This window comes from Mesorhizobium sp. NZP2077 (assembly GCF_013170805.1).
Lineage (GTDB): Bacteria > Pseudomonadota > Alphaproteobacteria > Rhizobiales > Rhizobiaceae > Mesorhizobium.
The window spans coordinates 3299087-3314888 of the sequence record NZ_CP051293.1 but is presented as its reverse complement, the minus strand read 5'-3'; the positions used below and the strand labels follow the sequence as shown (position 1 = coordinate 3314888).

17 protein-coding genes are annotated in these 15802 nt (G+C 63.1%); 4 read left to right on the top strand and 13 right to left on the bottom strand.

Going from position 1 to position 15802, the window contains the following annotated elements:
• The 4 genes from hydA to HGP13_RS16385 form a co-directional block, all read right to left on the bottom strand.
• Positions 1-1452: a dihydropyrimidinase gene (hydA, locus tag HGP13_RS16400; protein ID WP_172227263.1), complete on the bottom strand. Its 1452-nt coding sequence runs from the start codon at positions 1450-1452 to the stop codon at positions 1-3.
• 48 nt (positions 1453-1500) lie between these two features.
• Positions 1501-2193: a hypothetical protein gene (locus HGP13_RS16395; protein WP_172227261.1), complete on the bottom strand. Its 693-nt coding sequence runs from the start codon at positions 2191-2193 to the stop codon at positions 1501-1503.
• Positions 2194-2197: 4 nt separating this feature from the next.
• On the bottom strand, positions 2198-3448 hold the full coding sequence (locus HGP13_RS16390) for a Zn-dependent hydrolase (RefSeq protein ID WP_172227259.1): 1251 nt from the start codon (positions 3446-3448) through the stop codon (positions 2198-2200).
• Positions 3449-3518: 70 nt separating this feature from the next.
• Positions 3519-4847 carry an aspartate aminotransferase family protein gene (locus tag HGP13_RS16385; RefSeq protein ID WP_172227257.1) on the bottom strand — a complete coding sequence of 443 codons (1329 nt, stop codon included), beginning with the start codon at positions 4845-4847 and terminating at the stop codon, positions 3519-3521.
• Positions 4848-5089: 242 nt separating this feature from the next.
• Here HGP13_RS16385 and HGP13_RS16380 point away from each other — a divergent pair, with 242 nt between their 5' ends.
• A complete protein-coding gene (locus HGP13_RS16380; RefSeq protein ID WP_172227255.1) occupies positions 5090-5725 on the top strand; it encodes a TetR family transcriptional regulator C-terminal domain-containing protein in 636 nt (211 codons plus the stop codon).
• A gap of 16 nt (positions 5726-5741) precedes the next feature.
• Here the strand turns inward: HGP13_RS16380 and HGP13_RS16375 are convergent, their stop codons facing one another.
• Entirely contained in the window at positions 5742-6614 is an 873-nt protein-coding gene (locus tag HGP13_RS16375) for a helix-turn-helix transcriptional regulator (protein ID WP_172227253.1), read from the bottom strand.
• Positions 6615-6718: 104 nt separating this feature from the next.
• Here HGP13_RS16375 and HGP13_RS16370 point away from each other — a divergent pair, with 104 nt between their 5' ends.
• Both HGP13_RS16370 and HGP13_RS16365 read left to right on the top strand, forming a co-directional pair.
• Complete coding sequence (locus tag HGP13_RS16370; protein WP_172227251.1) at positions 6719-7558, top strand: SDR family oxidoreductase; 840 nt, start codon at positions 6719-6721, stop codon at positions 7556-7558.
• Positions 7555-8277: an SDR family oxidoreductase gene (locus tag HGP13_RS16365; RefSeq protein ID WP_172227249.1), complete on the top strand. Its 723-nt coding sequence runs from the start codon at positions 7555-7557 to the stop codon at positions 8275-8277. The genes HGP13_RS16370 and HGP13_RS16365 overlap by 4 nt, the downstream gene beginning before the upstream one ends.
• Before the next feature lie 9 nt (positions 8278-8286).
• Here the strand turns inward: HGP13_RS16365 and HGP13_RS16360 are convergent, their stop codons facing one another.
• The 7 genes from HGP13_RS16360 to HGP13_RS16330 all read right to left on the bottom strand — a co-directional run bounded on the left by HGP13_RS16360 (position 8287) and on the right by HGP13_RS16330 (position 14226).
• The gene (locus HGP13_RS16360; RefSeq protein ID WP_172227246.1) at positions 8287-8664 is read right to left on the bottom strand and encodes a DoxX family protein; all 378 of its coding nucleotides are present in this window, start codon (positions 8662-8664) and stop codon (positions 8287-8289) included.
• A gap of 67 nt (positions 8665-8731) precedes the next feature.
• On the bottom strand, positions 8732-9190 hold the full coding sequence (locus HGP13_RS16355; RefSeq protein WP_172227244.1) for a carboxymuconolactone decarboxylase family protein: 459 nt from the start codon (positions 9188-9190) through the stop codon (positions 8732-8734).
• 11 nt (positions 9191-9201) lie between these two features.
• Positions 9202-9732, bottom strand: a complete 531-nt coding sequence (locus HGP13_RS16350; RefSeq protein ID WP_172227242.1) for an Rrf2 family transcriptional regulator — start codon at positions 9730-9732, stop codon at positions 9202-9204.
• A 108-nt stretch (positions 9733-9840) separates the two neighbouring features.
• The gene (gene preA / locus HGP13_RS16345) at positions 9841-11154 is read right to left on the bottom strand and encodes an NAD-dependent dihydropyrimidine dehydrogenase subunit PreA (RefSeq protein ID WP_172227240.1); all 1314 of its coding nucleotides are present in this window, start codon (positions 11152-11154) and stop codon (positions 9841-9843) included.
• 12 nt (positions 11155-11166) lie between these two features.
• The gene (locus HGP13_RS16340) at positions 11167-12009 is read right to left on the bottom strand and encodes a methyltransferase domain-containing protein (RefSeq protein ID WP_172227238.1); all 843 of its coding nucleotides are present in this window, start codon (positions 12007-12009) and stop codon (positions 11167-11169) included.
• Positions 12010-12014: 5 nt separating this feature from the next.
• On the bottom strand, positions 12015-13370 hold the full coding sequence (locus HGP13_RS16335; protein WP_172227236.1) for an NAD(P)-dependent oxidoreductase: 1356 nt from the start codon (positions 13368-13370) through the stop codon (positions 12015-12017).
• 121 nt (positions 13371-13491) lie between these two features.
• Positions 13492-14226, bottom strand: coding sequence for a gamma-glutamylcyclotransferase (locus HGP13_RS16330; RefSeq protein ID WP_172227234.1), 735 nt, complete (start codon positions 14224-14226; stop codon positions 13492-13494).
• A 166-nt stretch (positions 14227-14392) separates the two neighbouring features.
• Between HGP13_RS16330 and HGP13_RS16325 the strand changes: the two genes are divergently transcribed.
• A complete protein-coding gene (locus HGP13_RS16325) occupies positions 14393-15169 on the top strand; it encodes a VOC family protein (protein ID WP_172227232.1) in 777 nt (258 codons plus the stop codon).
• A gap of 42 nt (positions 15170-15211) precedes the next feature.
• Here HGP13_RS16325 and HGP13_RS16320 read toward each other — a convergent pair whose 3' ends face one another.
• Positions 15212-15715, bottom strand: a complete 504-nt coding sequence (locus HGP13_RS16320; RefSeq protein ID WP_172227230.1) for a hypothetical protein — start codon at positions 15713-15715, stop codon at positions 15212-15214.
• Positions 15716-15802: the final 87 nt, after the last annotated feature.

Sequence of the window (15802 nt, the reverse complement as noted above, 5' to 3'; positions counted from 1 at the left end):
TCAAACCCCGGTCGCCGGAATGCCTGACCGTTCGACCTTGCGCGGCGCGGTAATGTCTTTCCACGTCGACAGCGCCCGGTTGACTGCAGCGTTGGGCTCACGGCCGACGAACTGGCCATGGCCGGGCTTGGCCTTGACCTCGGCTTCCTCGATCGACAGCTCGCCGCGCGAGAAGACGAAGCGCGGCAGGCCGGTCACTTCGAACCCTTCGAACACGTTGTAGTCGATGACCGACTGTTGCTTCTTCGAAGAAATCGTCTTCTTCCGCTTCGGGTCCCAGACGAGGATGTCGGCGTCGGCGCCTTCGACGATGGCGCCCTTCTTCGGATACATGTTGAGGATCTTGGCGATATTGGTCGAGGTCACCGCGACGAACTCGTTCATCGTCAGCCGGCCGGTGTTGACGCCGGTCGTCCACAGCACCGGCAAACGGTCTTCCAGACCGCCGGTGCCGTTTGGGATCCTGGTGAAATCGCCGACGCCGTTGCGCTTCTGCTTGGTGGTGAAGGCGCAATGGTCGGTCGCCACCACTTGCAGCGATCCAGCCTGCAGGCCGGCCCACAGCGAATCCTGGTGCAGTTTGTTGCGGAAGGGCGGGCTCATCACGCGGCGCGCCGCATGGTCCCAGTCCTTGTTGAAATATTCGCTCTCGTCGAGCGTCAAATGCTGGACCAGCGGCTCGCCGAAGACGCGCATGCCCTTCTGCCGCGCCCGGCGGATGGCCTCGTGCGCCTGCTCGCACGAGACATGCACGACATAGAGCGGCACGCCCGCCATGTCGGCGATCATGATGGCGCGGTTGGTCGCTTCCCCTTCCACTTCCGGAGGCCGCGAATAGGCGTGCCCCTCCGGTCCGTTGTTGCCGGCGGCGAGCAGCTTCTGCGACAGCGCTGCAACCACGTCGCCATTCTCGGCATGCACCAGCGGCAGCGCACCAAGGTCGGCGCAACGCTGGAACGACGCATACATCTCGTCGTCATCCACCATCAGCGCACCCTTGTAGGCCATGAAGTGCTTGAACGAAGTGATGCCCTTGTCGACGACAGTGGCCATCTCGTCGAACACCTGCTTGCCCCACCAGGTGATGGCCATGTGGAAGGAGTAGTCACAGGCAGCCTTGGAGGTCTTGTTGTCCCACATCTGCAGGGCTTCGAGCAGCGACTGCTGCGGCGCCGGCAGGCAGAAATCGACCACCATGGTGGTGCCGCCGGCAAGGGCTGCCCGCGTGCCGGATTCGAAATCGTCGGCCGAATAGGTGCCCATGAACGGCATTTCAAGATGTGTGTGCGGGTCGATGCCGCCCGGCATGACATAGCAGCCGGTGGCGTCGTACTCATGGTCGCCATGCAGGTCCGAGCCGACGGCGACGATCTTGCCGTGGCTGAACAGCACATCGGCCTTCCAACTGCGGTCGGCGGTGACGACGGTGCCGTTCTTGATGACTTTGGTCATTTTCTTGTTCCCTTGTGCTGTCACGCTTCTTACGAGCGCTTGCTCGATTTAGATCAGGTACGGCGCTGCGGCTTCATCCAACGCCAAAGCTCGCCCCTTTTGCGATAGAGCATAGTCGTGTGCCAAGTCGAAGAAGCTGGTCGATCTCATGCGCCCTTGGGCATCAGGCCTAGCAACGTTGATGGAAACACCCTTCGCGAAATTGCCGGTCAGAAAGGATATCGCGTCGTCATATTTCTCCTCGTCCAACAAGGACAAAACCCTCGTCGTCGAAAGCATTCCGACCGAATCCTTCGCTGCCATTGTTTCCAAGATCGTCGAGAACGGTTTCAATGGCAGTTCGTGCAAGATTGACGACCTCTCGGAAGTTGCAAATTGCACAAAATCAACTGCCATCTGTTCTGGAGCCCCGCATTCAACGATTTTCTCCGCAAAGATTGGTGGTTCACAAGTAAATGTACCCCACTTCCTGAATGACAAAGGCTGCGTGTCGTTGCCCTGAGCACCTATAATCTCCCATAGTAATGGGTCCAGCGTCATCGGCTTGGCCTGCAGAAGAAACTGCAGCCTGCGCGTCGGCCAGAGCAGAACGCATTCCGCGCAGATGAACCACAGTCCATCCCGCCTTGAAATCGAACTCCAGTACTTGCGCCATCCCTTTCCCTTCATCGCCGGTCGCAGCCCGGCCTCCCAGGCCTTTCCGTACGCCTTGCGCTGACGATCGTCTTCCCGCACGCCCACAGATTCACTCCACGATGACAGCCGTCTCCACCACCGCATGGAACAGCACATCGGCGCCTGCGCTCGCCCATTCCTTGGAGATTTCCTCGGCCTCGTTGTGTGACAACCCGTCAACGCAGGGGCACATCACCATCGCGGTAGGCGCGACGCGGTTGATCCAGCAGGCGTCGTGACCGGCGCCCGAGACGATGTTGCGGTGGGAGTAGCCAAGGCGGTCTGCGGCATCGCGGATCGCCTTGACGCAACCGGCATCGAAGGTCACGGGGTCGAACGCACCTACCTGTTCGACCTTGTACTGGATGTCGAGCGCCTCGCAGATCGTGTCGATGCCTTCGCGGATGCGGCCGTCCATCGCGTCCAGCACTTCCTTCTCGGGCGAGCGGATGTCGATGGTGAAGACGGTGCGGCCGGCGATGATGTTGCGCGAATTGGGAAACACCTCCATGTGGCCGACCGCGCCGACGGCGTCCGGCTGATAGTCCATGGCGATCTCGTGCACCAGTTCGATGACGCGGGCCATGCCGAGGCCGGCATTGCGGCGCTTGGGCATCGGCGTCGAGCCGGTATGCGCCTCCTTGCCGGTCAGCGTTACCTGCAACCATTTTAGGCCCTGGCCATGGGTGACGACGCCGATGTCGATGTCTTCGTCCTCGAGGATCGGTCCCTGCTCGATATGCAGTTCGAAGAAGGCGTGGATCTTGCGATCGCCGACTTTCTCGGTTCCCTTCCAGCCGATACGCTCCAGCTCCTCGCCGAATTTCTTGCCGGCCTTGTCAACATGTTGGTAGACGTCGGCCTGGTCGAGCACACCGGCGAACACGCCGGATGCCATCATCGCCGGGGCAAAGCGCGAGCCTTCCTCATTGGTCCAGTTGGTCACGACGATCGGGTGTTTGGTCTTGATGCCGAGATCGTTGAGCGAGCGCACCACTTCCAGCCCGCCCAGCACGCCGAGCACGCCGTCATATTTGCCACCGGTCGGCTGCGTGTCGAGATGGCTGCCGACATAGACCGGCGGCAGGCTGGGATCGGTGCCTTCGCGGCGGGCAAACATCGTGCCCATCTCGTCGAGGCCCATTTCGAGCCCCGCCGCCTCGCACCAACGCTTGAACAGATGCCGGCCCTCGCCGTCCTCGTCGGTCACAGTCTGGCGATTGTTGCCGCCGGCAATGCCGGGGCCGATCTTCGCCATCTCCATCAGCGAATCCCACAAACGATCTGAATTGATTCGCAGATTCTCGCCGGGTGCGGCCATTCAACATCCTCTCACTCATGACATCGGCCCGGGGGGGGGGGCCCCCCCCCCCCCGGCCGATGGAAACAGTTTAGTCTATCGACCGCAGCACGTCGCGCACATGGTCGATCAATTCGTTGATCTGGCCCTTGGTGATGATCAGCGGCGGCGACAGCGCGATAATGTCGCCGGTGGTGCGGATCAGCGCGCCGCGCTCGAACGCCTTGACGAAGGCCGAGAAGGCACGCTTGGTCGGCTGTCCTGCGATCGGCGCCAGTTCGATCGCACCGATCAGGCCGATGTTCCTGATGTCGATGACATGCGGCTCATCCTTCAGCGAATGCAGCGCGTCTTCCCAATAGGGCGCCAGTTCCTCGCCACGGGTGAGCAGGCCCTCTTCCTTGTAGGTGTCGAGTGTGCCGAGTGCCGCAGCGCACGCAATCGGATTGCCCGAATAGGTGTAGCCGTGGAAGAACTCGATCATGTGCTCGGGGCCGGTCATGAAGGCGTCGTGGATTTCCTTCTTCACGAACACCGCGCCCATCGGGATGACGCCGTTGGAGACACCCTTGGCGGTGGTCATGATGTCGGGCGTGACCCCGAAATAGTCGGCCGCAAACGGTGCACCGAGACGACCGAAACCGGTGATGACCTCGTCGAAAATCAGCAGGATGCCGTGCTTGGTGCAGATTTCGCGCAGCTTCTGCAGATAACCCTTGGGCGGCAGGATGACGCCGGTGGAGCCGGCGACCGGCTCGACGATGACGGCAGCGATGGTCGAGGCGTCATGCAGCGCAACGATGCGCTCCAGCTCGTTGGCGAGCTCCGCGCCATATTCCGGCACGCCCTTGGAGAAGGCGTTCTCCTCCGGCAGATGCGTGTGCGGCAGGTGGTCGACGCCACCGAGCAGCGTGCCGAACATCTTGCGGTTGGTGACGATGCCGCCGACCGAGATGCCGCCGAAATTGACGCCGTGATAGCCGCGCTCGCGGCCGATCAGGCGGGTGCGCGCGCCCTCGCCCTTCACGCGGTGATAGGCGATCGCCATCTTCAGTGCGGTCTCGACCGATTCCGAACCGGAATTGGTGAAGAAGACGTGGTCCATGCCCTTGGGCGCCAGGTCGACCAGGCGGTTGGCCAGTTCGAACACGATCGGATGACCCATTTGGAAGGCCGGCGCGTAGTCGAGTTCGGCGGCCTGGTGCTGGATCGCCTCGGTGATCTTCGGCCGGCAGTGACCGGCATTGACGCACCAGAGGCCAGCGGTGCCGTCGAGCACCTTACGGCCGTCGCTGGTGGTGTAGTGCATGTCCTTGGCGGACACGAACATGCGTGGCGCCTGCTTGAATTGCCGGTTTGCCGTGAACGGCATCCAGAATGCGCTGAGATCGTTCGGCGTGACTTTCAGCCGGTTGGACATGACCAAGACTTCCCCTTGTAAACTGTTTCGGTGCGTCCAACGCTTGGCCTTTGCCGCGCTTTCATGCTACGCAAATTTTTGACCGATTGGACAAACGTTAGCACCGCCCTGTCGGCGGTCAAGGGATTACTAGCGGAAATGCGGCTCCTGAAGTGCGTTCCACAGGCTAGGGAAAAACTGGTCCAGAGAATTGGTCCAGATGATCTTGAACGCGAGATTTGGCAACACGAGGGTTCGCAAAGGTGAACACCGGCACGGAAGCCCCTCGCCGCACCCGCATCCAGCAGGAAAAGCGCGAGCTCATCCTGGAGGCGGCGCTCGAGGTGTTCTCCACCAACGGTTTTCGCGGCTCGACCATCGACCAGATCGCCGAGGCCGCCGGCATGTCGAAGCCCAACCTGCTCTATTACTTCCGCCGCAAGGAGGACATCCACGAGACATTGATGCAGCGCCTGCTCGACACCTGGCTGGCGCCGCTCAGGGAACTCGACGACATCGGCGACCCGATGACCGAACTCAGGAGCTATATCAGGCGCAAGCTTGAAATGGCGCGCGATTTCCCGCGCGAGAGCCGGCTGTTCGCCAACGAGATCCTACAAGGCGCGCCACGCATCATGCCGCTGTTGGCCGGCGATTTGAAGACGCTGGTCGACGAGAAAGCCGCCGTCATCAAGGGCTGGATGCGCGCCGGCAAGATCGCCCGCACCGACCCTTGGCACCTGATCTTCTCGATCTGGGCAACGACACAGCATTATGCCGATTTCGACGTCCAGGTCCGCGCCGTGCTCGGGCCGAACCGCGGCGGCGACGGCCGCTTCGAGGACGCTGCGAGGTTCCTCGAGCAATTGTTCCTTGAGGGGCTGAAGCCGAAGCCCTGATCGCTGCCGCGACGACTCAGGCGCTGCGCCGCTCGGCCGGCAGCGCGTCCAGCAAGGACTGCAGCTTGGCAATCGAGTTCTGCTCGGCGAGCGGCGTGTAGACGATCAGCTTCATGTCCGAGCCGTCATCGATCGACAGGCTCATATGCTCGAACACCATCGCGCCGGCGATCGGGTGGCGCAGATGCTTCATGCCGGACAGGCGGTGCACCACATCGCGCTGCGGCCACCATTCACGGAACTCGGGACTTGAGCGCATCATCAGCGCGATCAGCCGCTCGAAATCCGGATCGCCGACATATTTCGCGCTCTCAGCCCGGAACGCGGCAAGGGTTGCACGTGCCAGCTGCTCCCAGTCGACCAGCAAATGCCGCCGGTGCGGGTCGGTAAACACGCCGTGGATGATGTTGCGGGCGTCGCCCTCCAACAGACCGTAATCGCCGAAAATGGCAACGGCCCCGTCATTCCAGGCCAGCACGTCCCAACGCGGGCCGACGACATAGGCGGGCTGCAGGACAAGGCTTTGCAGCATATGCAGCAGGGGACCTTCGACCTTTCCAGCCGCGATGCGCCGCCGCTCCGGCTGCTGGCGGCCGGCAAGCGTGAACAGATGCCGCTTCTCGGCGGCGTCGAGGCGCAGCGCCCCGCACAGCGCCGTCAGCACCTCCACGGAAGGGCGCACATCCCTGCCCTGTTCCAGCCAGGTGTACCAGGTGGTGCCGACGCCGGCGATCATCGCCACCTCCTCACGACGCAGGCCCGGCGTGCGCCGCCTGAGACCAGTCGTGATTCCGGTTGCCGAGGGCGTCAGCCTTTCGCGGCGCGAGCGCAGGAAAGCACCGAGTTCGCGCCGGCGGCTGTCTTCGGCGGAATGAGAGGGAGCATCCATGATGCCTATTATAGCAGTACTGATACCAGGATAAAGTTTGAACTGCTTGAGATCCGTCAGGCGTCCCATCTTGCGTCTGGAGCAACAGACAGGAGGCTCCCGACATGGATCTGAAAGACAAGACAATCCTCATCACCGGCTCGACCGACGGCGTCGGCCGCGTCGTGGCGCAAAGGCTGGGTGCCGCTGGCGCCCGTGTGCTGGTGCACGGTCGCGATGTAACGCGCGGCAAGGCAGCGGTCGCTGAAATCGAAGCCGCCGGCGGCAAGGCCGAGTTCTTCGCCGCCGACCTCGCCTCGCTGGCCGAAATTCGCCGCCTCGCCGAGGCCGTACGCGCCCGAACGGACCGGCTCGACATCCTCATCAACAATGCCGGCATCGGCACGGCAGGCGCCAAACGGCAGATCAGCGCCGATGGCTACGAACTGCGCTTCGCCGTCAACTATCTCGCCGGTTTCCTGCTGACCTCGGAACTTCTGCCGCTGCTTAAGGCGAGCGTTCCGGCGCGCATCGTCAACGTTGCCTCGGCCGGCCAGCAGGCGATCGACTTCAGCGATGTCATGCTGACCCACGGCTATAGCGGCGTGCGCGCCTACTGCCAGAGCAAACTGGCGCAGATCCTGTTCACCGTCGATCTGGCGGAACAGTTGAAGGGCACCGGGGTCACCGTCAACGCGCTGCATCCGGCGAGCTACATGGACACCACCATGGTCCGGCAGGCCGGCGTGACGCCCTGGAGTTCGGTCGAAACCGGCGCCGCCGCCATCGTCAATCTCGCCACCTCACCCGCGCTCGAGGGACGCGCCGGCCTCTATTTCGACGGCCTGCGTGAATCCCGCGCCGACGCCCAGGCCTACGACGCCAGGGCAAGACAACAATTGCGAAGCCTGAGCCTCGACCTTGTCGGCTTGGCTTCCCCAGAACAGAAGGAACAGCATTCATGACCGACAGAACCGAACACACAGTCATCATCGGCGGCTCGTCCGGCATTGGCCTGGCGACCGCGCGCAAGCTGATTGGGCCCGGCATGAAGGTGACCATCACCGGCCGCAACCAGGACAAGCTCAACAGCGCCTGGAAGAGCCTCGGCGGCGCCGCCGACAAGGCCGCCTTCGATGCTTCGAAGCCGGATGAAGTCCGCCAATTCTTCGAGAGCCTCGGCCCGTTCGACCACCTCGTTCTGGCCGCAAGCGGCGGCAAGGGGCTCGGCCCGTTCGCGACCCTCGACCTTGCCGACATCGGCAGCGGCGTCGAAGAGAAGGTACGGCCGCAACTGTCCTGCCTGCAGGCCGCTTTGCCGACGTTAAACAAATCCGGATCGGTCACCTTCATATCGGCGGTGTCGGCTCAGGTCACCATGCCCGGCGTCGCCGGCATCGGTGCCGTCAACGGCATGCTGCTGACCGTGACGCCGATCCTGGCTGTCGAACTGAAGCCCTTGCGCGTCAACGTCGTGGCGCCCGGCGTCATCGACACGCCGTGGTGGGACTTTTTGCCGGAGGAGCAGCGGCAGGCGGTCTTTGCCGAATATGCCGGCAAGACGCCTGTAGGCAGGATTGGCCGCGCCGAGGACGTCGCCTCGGCGATAGCCTTCCTCGTCTCCAACGGCTTCATGACCGGCCAGGTGCTGACCTGCGATGGCGGCCTGCGGTTTGCGGCGTGACTCCGCCTCTCAAAGAGACTGTGCGATCAGCGTCAGGAACCCACCGCTCAGCGCGACATTGCCGACGAAGCCGTTGATGCGCGCCGCGCGGTCGAGGCCCTGATGGTCCCAGAAATTGTGGAACATCGGCATGGCGACGATCAGGAACAGCACCAGCACCGCGCAGGCGATCGCAGTCCACAGCCCAGCGATCATCAGCACGCCGGCGATGACCTGCAGGACGATGCCGGCCCACAGCGCCAGCCGCGCCTGCGGCACGCCGCGCGCGGCCATCAGCCCGGTCAGGAAGGCCGCGTTCTGGATGTTGCGCAGGCCGGCGAAGACGAAAGCGCCGCCAAGCAACAGGCGGCCGAGAAACAACAACGTCGAAGGCAAATCGACAGGCATAAAACACTCCCTTTGAAAACAATTGGAGCGCCGCCTCCTCGACGGCGCTCCCATGGCGATAGAAAAATCAGGCCGCCTTGGCGGCCGGCATCGGATGAATGGCGTGGAACGGAATGCACAGCCGGTTCCAGGTGTTGATCATGCCGAGCGCGACGGACAGCTTGACCAGTTCCTCTTCCGAGAAATGCTCGAGCGTACGGGCATAGAGTTCATCCGACACGCCATTGTTGGCGATCAGCGTCACCGCCTCGGTCCAGGCGAAGGCGGCGCGTTCACGCGGGGAAAACAGCGGCGACTCCTTCCAGGCCGCGACGAGATAGAGCCGCTGCTCGGTCTCGCCATCGCGCCTAGCCTCGCGGCTATGCATCTCGACGCAATAGGAACAGCCATTGATCTGCGATGCTCGGAGCTTGATCAGGTGCAGCAGGCTGACCTCGAGCCCGCATTCGTCGACGGCCTTGTTGAGCGCCGATACCGCCTTCATGATCTCGGGCGCCTTGGCAAAAAATTGCATCCGCTGTCTCATCTTGATGTCCTTCACTTCTGCTTTGGGGTTTGCGGGTTTGAACTGGGTTTCTGCGGCCGCTGGTGGCGCGCTACGAAGGCGCAGCTGGCGGCAAACGACCTCGGGTCGCCCTCCGCCGCGTAGTCCGCCGCGATGTCGGACAGCCTTGTTTCGGCAAGCGCCGCCCGATAGGCGCGCTCGGCTTTCAGCATCGCGACATTGATGCCGCAGGGTTTGACATAGGCCGAGGCATCGATCTTGACCGGACCGTTGCGGCGGATTTCGCCGCAGCGAAACGCCGGCTCGCGCCCTTCGACCGCCAGCACGATGTCGAGCAGCGTGATGCGTTCGGCCGGCTTTGCCAGTCTATAGCCACCCGCCGGCCCCGGCACCGATTCCAGGATACGGGCAGCGGTCAGCATGTTGAGATGCTTCAGCAGATAGCTCGGCGACAGGCCGAACGCCTCGGCGAGCGCCGCACCCGGCATGGTGCTGTTGCCCGCGACGCCTGCCAGCGTGGCCGCGCAGTGGATGGCCGCTTCAACCCCCTCGCCCAGCTTCATGGCGCCAATCTCCTATTCATGGATATACATTATCGTGGATAGTTTTTATCTGCAATAGGAAAATGAAAACCGGCGCCCTAAGGCGCCGCTTTTTGTTGAATGTCTACCCTACTCCGCCGCCACCTTGGCCATCGGGTTGTTCGGGTGCGTCGTCCAGTTGGCGTAGATCGGCGACACCGGCTTGCCGGTGCGCTGGTCCATCACGCCGACCGCCAGCGGCTCCATGGTGATGCAGTTCTCGACCGGGCAGACATTGACGCACAGATTGCAGCCGACGCATTCGGCCTCGATCACCTCGAAGTGCCTGACGCCGTCGACCATGCTGGTGATCGCCTGGTGGGAAGTGTCCTCGCAGGCGATGTGACAGCGGCCGCATTTGATGCAGGCGTCCTGGTCGATACGCGCCTTGGCGATGTAGTTGAGGTTGAGATACTGCCAGTCGGTGACGTTGGGCGTGGCGCGGCCGACGATATCATCGAGCGAGGCATGGCCCTTCTCGTCCATCCAGTTTTCAAGACCGGCAATCATCTCCTGCACGATCTTGAAGCCATAGGTCATCGCCGCCGTGCACACCTGCACATTGCCGGCTCCGAGCGCCATGAATTCGGCGGCGTCACGCCAGGTGGTGATGCCGCCAATTCCGGAGATCGACAGGCCCTGCGTTTCCGGATCACGCGCGATCTCTGCCACCATGTTCATGGCGATCGGCTTCACCGCCGGGCCGCAATAGCCGCCATGCGAACCCTTGCCGTCGATGGTCGGCTGCGGCGCGAAACTGTCGAGGTCGACGCCGGTGATCGAGTTGATGGTGTTGATCAGCGACACCGCGTCGGTGCCGCCGGCAAGCGCTGCCCTCGCCGGCTTGCGCACATCAGTGATGTTGGGCGTCAGCTTGGTGATGACAGGCATGCGGGTGTTGGCCTTGCACCAGCGCACCACCATTTCGATATATTCCGGCACCTGGCCGACGGCGGCGCCCATGCCGCGTTCAGACATGCCGTGCGGGCAGCCGAAATTGAGCTCGATGCCGTCAGCTTCCGTCTCCTCGACCACCGGCAGGATCGCCTTCCAGCTCTCCTCGACGCAGGGCACCATCAGCGAGACGACGATGGCGCGGTCGGGCCAGTCCTTCTTGACCTGCTTGATCTCGCGCAGGTTGACCTGCAGGTCGCGGTCGGTGATCAGTTCGATGTTGTTGAGGCCAAGCAGGCGCCGGTCGGCGCCCCAGATCGCGCCATAGCGCGGGCCGTTGACGTTGACGACAGGCGGCCCTTCCTCGCCGAGCGTCTTCCACACCACCCCACCCCACCCGGCCTTGAAGGCACGGATGACGTTGTAGGCCTTGTCGGTCGGCGGCGCCGAGGCCAGCCAGAACGGATTTGGCGATTTGATGCCGACGAAATTGTTGCGGATGTCAGCCATGACAGGTCCCTTTCAGCCGAGACGAAGGATCAATTCGACGGGTGCAAGAATGCCGCCTTCAAGCGCGGCGGTGATATTAGCGATCTTGGTGCGGGCACTCTCGCCCATGATGAGGCCGACGCCGGGCGGCGGTTTTTTGCCCTCTGCTTGCGCGCCGGCCATCCGGGCACGCACAGTGGCGAAGAATTCGATGGCAAAGGCGCCGCGTGGCCGCTCGGCGGTTACCGAGAACCCCGCGGCTGCAGCGGCCGCGCGATAGTCACCGGGCGTCGCGACGAAGGACATGGTTTCATCCGACGCCCATGGCAGCGGATAGGTCAGCGCGCCGGCCTTCAGCCGCATCACATCGTAGACGGCAAAGACGCCGCCCAGGCGCAACACCCGCGCGGCCTCGGTCATCAGTTTTTTCTTGTCGGGAAGGTTCATGCCCACATGCAGGATCATTGCCGCGTCAAAGCTGGCGTTTTGCAACGGCATATCCAACGCGCTGCCTTGCACGAAGCGCGTCCTGTCCGCCATTCCCGTGCGCTTCGACAGGCTGGTCGCGATGTCGACATAGCTTTGCGTGAGGTCAATGCCGGTGACATCTGCGTCGGCGCTGTTGGCGGCAAAGCGGGCCGGACCACCTATACCCGATCCGATGTCAAGAAGCCTGGCTGTCGGCTTCAAAGCCATCTGATCGACGAGTTCCCGGGTTGCTGCCACGCCGCCAATGTGGAATTCGTCGACCGCTTCGAGATCGCCAGCGCTCAGATGGGCAATGTCCACGCCGGCATCGGCGAGCACGGCAAGAATGTGCTGCTCAAGACCCGATACGTCGTAGTGACGGGCGATGCCCGATTCCACCGAGGCCATGATCTCTATCCCTGTGTCAGACTCCTGTTGATGCTCTCGGCAGCGTCGCGGCCCTGCGCCACTGCCGAGACGGTCAGGTCGTCGCCACCGAAGATACAGTCGCCGCCGGCCCAGACTTTCGTCAGCGAGGTGCGCCCTTCCGCATCGACCTTGATGCGGCCCGCTTCGAGCTCTATCGACGCTCCGCTGCCATTGAGGGCGGCCGGGACAAAACTCTGGCCGATGGCCTTGAACACCTGGTCGGCAACGAGCGTCAGCGTCTCGCCGGTGCCGGCAAGCTTGTCACCCTTCAGTGCCGTGTATTCGAGCTCGATGCCCGACACCTTGCCGCCTTCGGCGATGACCCGCTTCGGCTGCAGCCAGTGGCGGATTGTGACGCCGTTGGCGGCGGCCAGATCCTGCTCGAAGCCGGAAGCGTTCATGTGCTCCTGGCCGCGCCGGTAGCAGATCGTCACCTCCTCGGCGCCGAGCAGCTTCGACTGCACCGCGGCGTCGATCGCCGTCATGCCGCCGCCGATGACGACGACGCGGCGGCCGACCGGCAGGCCCGAAAGATCGCTGGCCTGGCGCAGTTCGGCGATGAACTGCACCGCATTGGTGACGCCGGTTGCATCCTCGCCATCGGCGCGCAGCGCGTTGACACCGCCCAGCCCCATGCCGAGGAACACCGCGTCGTAATTGCGGATCAGGTCGGAGAGCTGGTAGTCGCGGCCGAGCGCCTTGCCGTTCTGGATGTCGATGCCGCCGATCGCGGTGACATAGTCGACCTCGGCCTGGGCGAAATTGTCGACGCTCTTGTAGGCGGCAATGCCGTATTCGTTGAGGCCGCCGGCCTTCGGCCGCGCCTCCAGTATGGTGACGTCATGGCCATGACGGGCGAGCCGGTGCGCGGCGGCAAGGCCGGCCGGGCCGGCGCCGACCACGGCAACCGACTTGCCGGTCGGCTCCGGGCGCGGATAAAACTGCTTGTTCTCGGCCATCGCGACATCGGTGGCGTAACGCTGCAGGCGGCCGATCTGCACCGGCTTGCCCTCGGCGATCTCGCGCACGCAGACTTCCTCGCACAGCGTCTCGGTCGGGCAGACGCGGGCGCACATACCGCCCAGTATGTTCTGGTCGAAGATCGTCTTGGCCGAGCCGATCGGATTGCCGGTCGAGATCTGGCGGATGAACAGTGGAATGTCGATCGAGGTCGGACATGCATTCATGCACGGTGCGTCGTAGCAGAAATAGCAGCGGTCGGATTCGACCAGCGCCTCGTGATGATCGAGCGGCGGATGCAGATCGGAAAAATTGTCGGCGTACTGGTCGGCCTGGAGCCGGCCACCGACAATACCCTCTTTGAACTGGCCTTCTGGCATTGTCAGTTCCCCATGTTTTCGTTTTGGGGAAGGCTAGCACGTTTTATTTTTTTATCAATTGGTCAATTTTCGCAGCAAGCCACTGAAAAGGCTAGACAAAAACATGATTACTTTACTCATGTTATGCTGTGGATGGCTGCTCTTGCCGGGGCGGGTAGCCCTCGTCGACCGGCCGGTCATGGATAGCCCGGACCTCGTCCGCCACCAGTTGCTGCAACCGCCACAGATTGCGGTCGTGGATGCCGAATGCTTCGAGATGGCTGACCGTGTTGTAGAGATATTCGGCGCCGGAGCCGATATGGCCGCAGGCCCTGGCCAATATGCTCGCCACCTTGTCCAGCGGCTGGTTCGGTGATGTCCCCCTGCCCTTCACGCCGACCCAGAAGCCCAGCGCCCGCAGCCCGCTTTGCGCCGTATGCACCGGCAGCCACCGGACCGAGCTGATGCTCTCATGGTCGCTGATCTCGCGCCGCAGCAGCCTTTCGATCTGCGCCGGCTTTTCGCCCTCCGGCAACCGGTAGATCACTCCGTTGCAGCGTCCGCCCCGTTCGAGCGCCATCATCAGCCCCGGTTGCTCGGCACTGCCGCGCCAACGCACCATGTCGAGGCAGAAGGAGCGGTGCCAGCCGAAGGCCGTCGCAAGCCGTTGCTCGACCGATTCGAATTCCGGCTTCCAGATCAGCGACCCGTAAGCGAACACCCAGAGCGGCCCCTCATCCGCTTCAGCGGCAAGCCGCATGGCGAGGGTCCGGAAATCCGCGTCGGTCAGCTCGGTCCAGCTCGGGTCCGGGCCGGGATCGGCCTCTTGCCGATGGCACAGTGCAACAAGCTCAGGCGTGAGCGACATCTGGCGCATGAACAACCCCCTTGCCGTACAGAAATCGAAAACCGCAAGGCATGCAACCGGGGAACGCATGTCATGGGCAGACATTATTGTTTGGGCGGTTGTCGGATTTCCGTCGCCAGGATCGTCCTGCGATGGATCGAACAACGATCGATGCTGAACGGTGAGGAGACCGACCATGCCGAAATCCCCGATGCCCTTCTTCTGGTACGAACTGATGACATCCGACCTCGATGCCGCCGAGGCCTTCTACACCAAAATTGTCGGCTGGACGGCTGAACCTTTCGACAAGGCGCCGGGCATGCCGCGCTATGTCGTTGTGAACTCCGCCGAACGCGGCGTCGGCGGGCTGATGACGCTGCCCGATGACGCCGCCAAGATGGGTATGCCGCCGGCCTGGGTCGGCTATATCCACACGAGGGATGTCGATGCCTCGACGGAGGCGGTGAAGGCCGCCGGCGGGGCTGTGCACCGCCAGCCCGACGATATCCCTGGCGTCGGCCGCTTCTCCGTCGTGGCGGACCCGCAAGGTGCGACCTTCATGTTCCTGAAGCCCAATCTCCCCGACCAGCCGACCCTGCCGGCTGCGACGCCAGGCCATGTCGGCTGGCATGAGCTCTATGCCTCGGACCGGCAGGCTGCGTTCGACTTTTATTCCAGCCAGTTCGGCTGGACCAGCGCGGGTGATTTCGACATCGGCGAAATGGGTGTCTACCAGACCTTCAAGGCGGGGCCTGAATCAGGCGGCGGCATCATGAACAAACCGCCGCAGCTCGCCGTTCCCGTCTGGCTGTTCTATTTCAACGTCGCTGCCATCGACACCGCGGCCAAACGCGTCACCGACAATGGCGGCAAGCTCGTCATGGGTCCGATGGCCGTACCGACCGGCCAGTGGATCGTGCAGTGCCAGGACCCGCAAGGCGCGTATTTCGCGCTTCTGGCGCCAGCGCGATAAAGGTTCGCGCCAGTCGCGGATGTCACGCTTGCTGGCGTCGGTTCATTCCGGCGTCAGCACCGCGACCTTCAGCTCAGCCTTTTTCGCGCCACTGAACTGGACAGTGGCCGGGCCGGCCGCAAGCTTGAAACGCACGCTCTTGCGGATGCCAGGGCAGGTTTTCACGCCGCTATAGCCCGCCGACTTGATGGCCTTGCCATCCTGGATGACATCGATCCAGGCCTCGCCGGACAGGCTGATCTGAATGGCCCCTCCAGGCGGCACCTGCACGCTGGCGATGGCGCCAAACGTGCCCTCTGCCGATGCGCGTTCGGGCGGCAGCGCAAAGCCGGCTTTCTCCGCCGGGACGAGGACCAGATCCGCGGCAGCGCCCACCGTCAGCGTCGTTCCGGACGGTGTCGAGGGCGGTGCGGCAAACAGCGCCTGTTCCCGCGTCACCGGCCATTTGAAGGCCTCGCAGCCGGCGTCCTCGGCCATGGCCAAGCTGGTGCCTGCAAGGAGTGCGAACAGGCTGATGATGATTTTTTTCATGGCAAGGGAACCCATATGTTCAGAGTGTCCGTATCAATACAACCATAGCGATATAAATGCAACCCAGACGAGAACAACATCAAAGGGCATACCAGGGAACAT

Bases quoted from the DNA above. Each gene is read 5' to 3' on its own strand.
- HGP13_RS16375 (WP_172227253.1), bottom strand. From the start codon at position 6,614: ATGGATGCTCCCTCTCATTCCGCCGAAGACAGCCGCCGGCGCGAACTC.
- HGP13_RS16365 (WP_172227249.1), top strand. From the start codon at position 7,555: ATGACCGACAGAACCGAACACACAGTCATCATCGGCGGCTCGTCCGGC.
- hydA (WP_172227263.1), bottom strand. From the start codon at position 1,452: ATGACCAAAGTCATCAAGAACGGCACCGTCGTCACCGCCGACCGCAGT.
- HGP13_RS16370 (WP_172227251.1), top strand. From the start codon at position 6,719: ATGGATCTGAAAGACAAGACAATCCTCATCACCGGCTCGACCGACGGC.
- HGP13_RS16355 (WP_172227244.1), bottom strand. From the start codon at position 9,190: ATGAGACAGCGGATGCAATTTTTTGCCAAGGCGCCCGAGATCATGAAG.
- HGP13_RS16385 (WP_172227257.1), bottom strand. From the start codon at position 4,847: ATGTCCAACCGGCTGAAAGTCACGCCGAACGATCTCAGCGCATTCTGG.
- HGP13_RS16350 (WP_172227242.1), bottom strand. From the start codon at position 9,732: ATGAAGCTGGGCGAGGGGGTTGAAGCGGCCATCCACTGCGCGGCCACG.
- HGP13_RS16335 (WP_172227236.1), bottom strand. From the start codon at position 13,370: ATGCCAGAAGGCCAGTTCAAAGAGGGTATTGTCGGTGGCCGGCTCCAG.
- HGP13_RS16330 (WP_172227234.1), bottom strand. From the start codon at position 14,226: ATGCGCCAGATGTCGCTCACGCCTGAGCTTGTTGCACTGTGCCATCGG.
- HGP13_RS16325 (WP_172227232.1), top strand. From the start codon at position 14,393: ATGCCGAAATCCCCGATGCCCTTCTTCTGGTACGAACTGATGACATCC.
- HGP13_RS16390 (WP_172227259.1), bottom strand. From the start codon at position 3,448: ATGGCCGCACCCGGCGAGAATCTGCGAATCAATTCAGATCGTTTGTGG.
- HGP13_RS16320 (WP_172227230.1), bottom strand. From the start codon at position 15,715: ATGGGTTCCCTTGCCATGAAAAAAATCATCATCAGCCTGTTCGCACTC.
- HGP13_RS16340 (WP_172227238.1), bottom strand. From the start codon at position 12,009: ATGGCCTCGGTGGAATCGGGCATCGCCCGTCACTACGACGTATCGGGT.
- preA (WP_172227240.1), bottom strand. From the start codon at position 11,154: ATGGCTGACATCCGCAACAATTTCGTCGGCATCAAATCGCCAAATCCG.
- HGP13_RS16360 (WP_172227246.1), bottom strand. From the start codon at position 8,664: ATGCCTGTCGATTTGCCTTCGACGTTGTTGTTTCTCGGCCGCCTGTTG.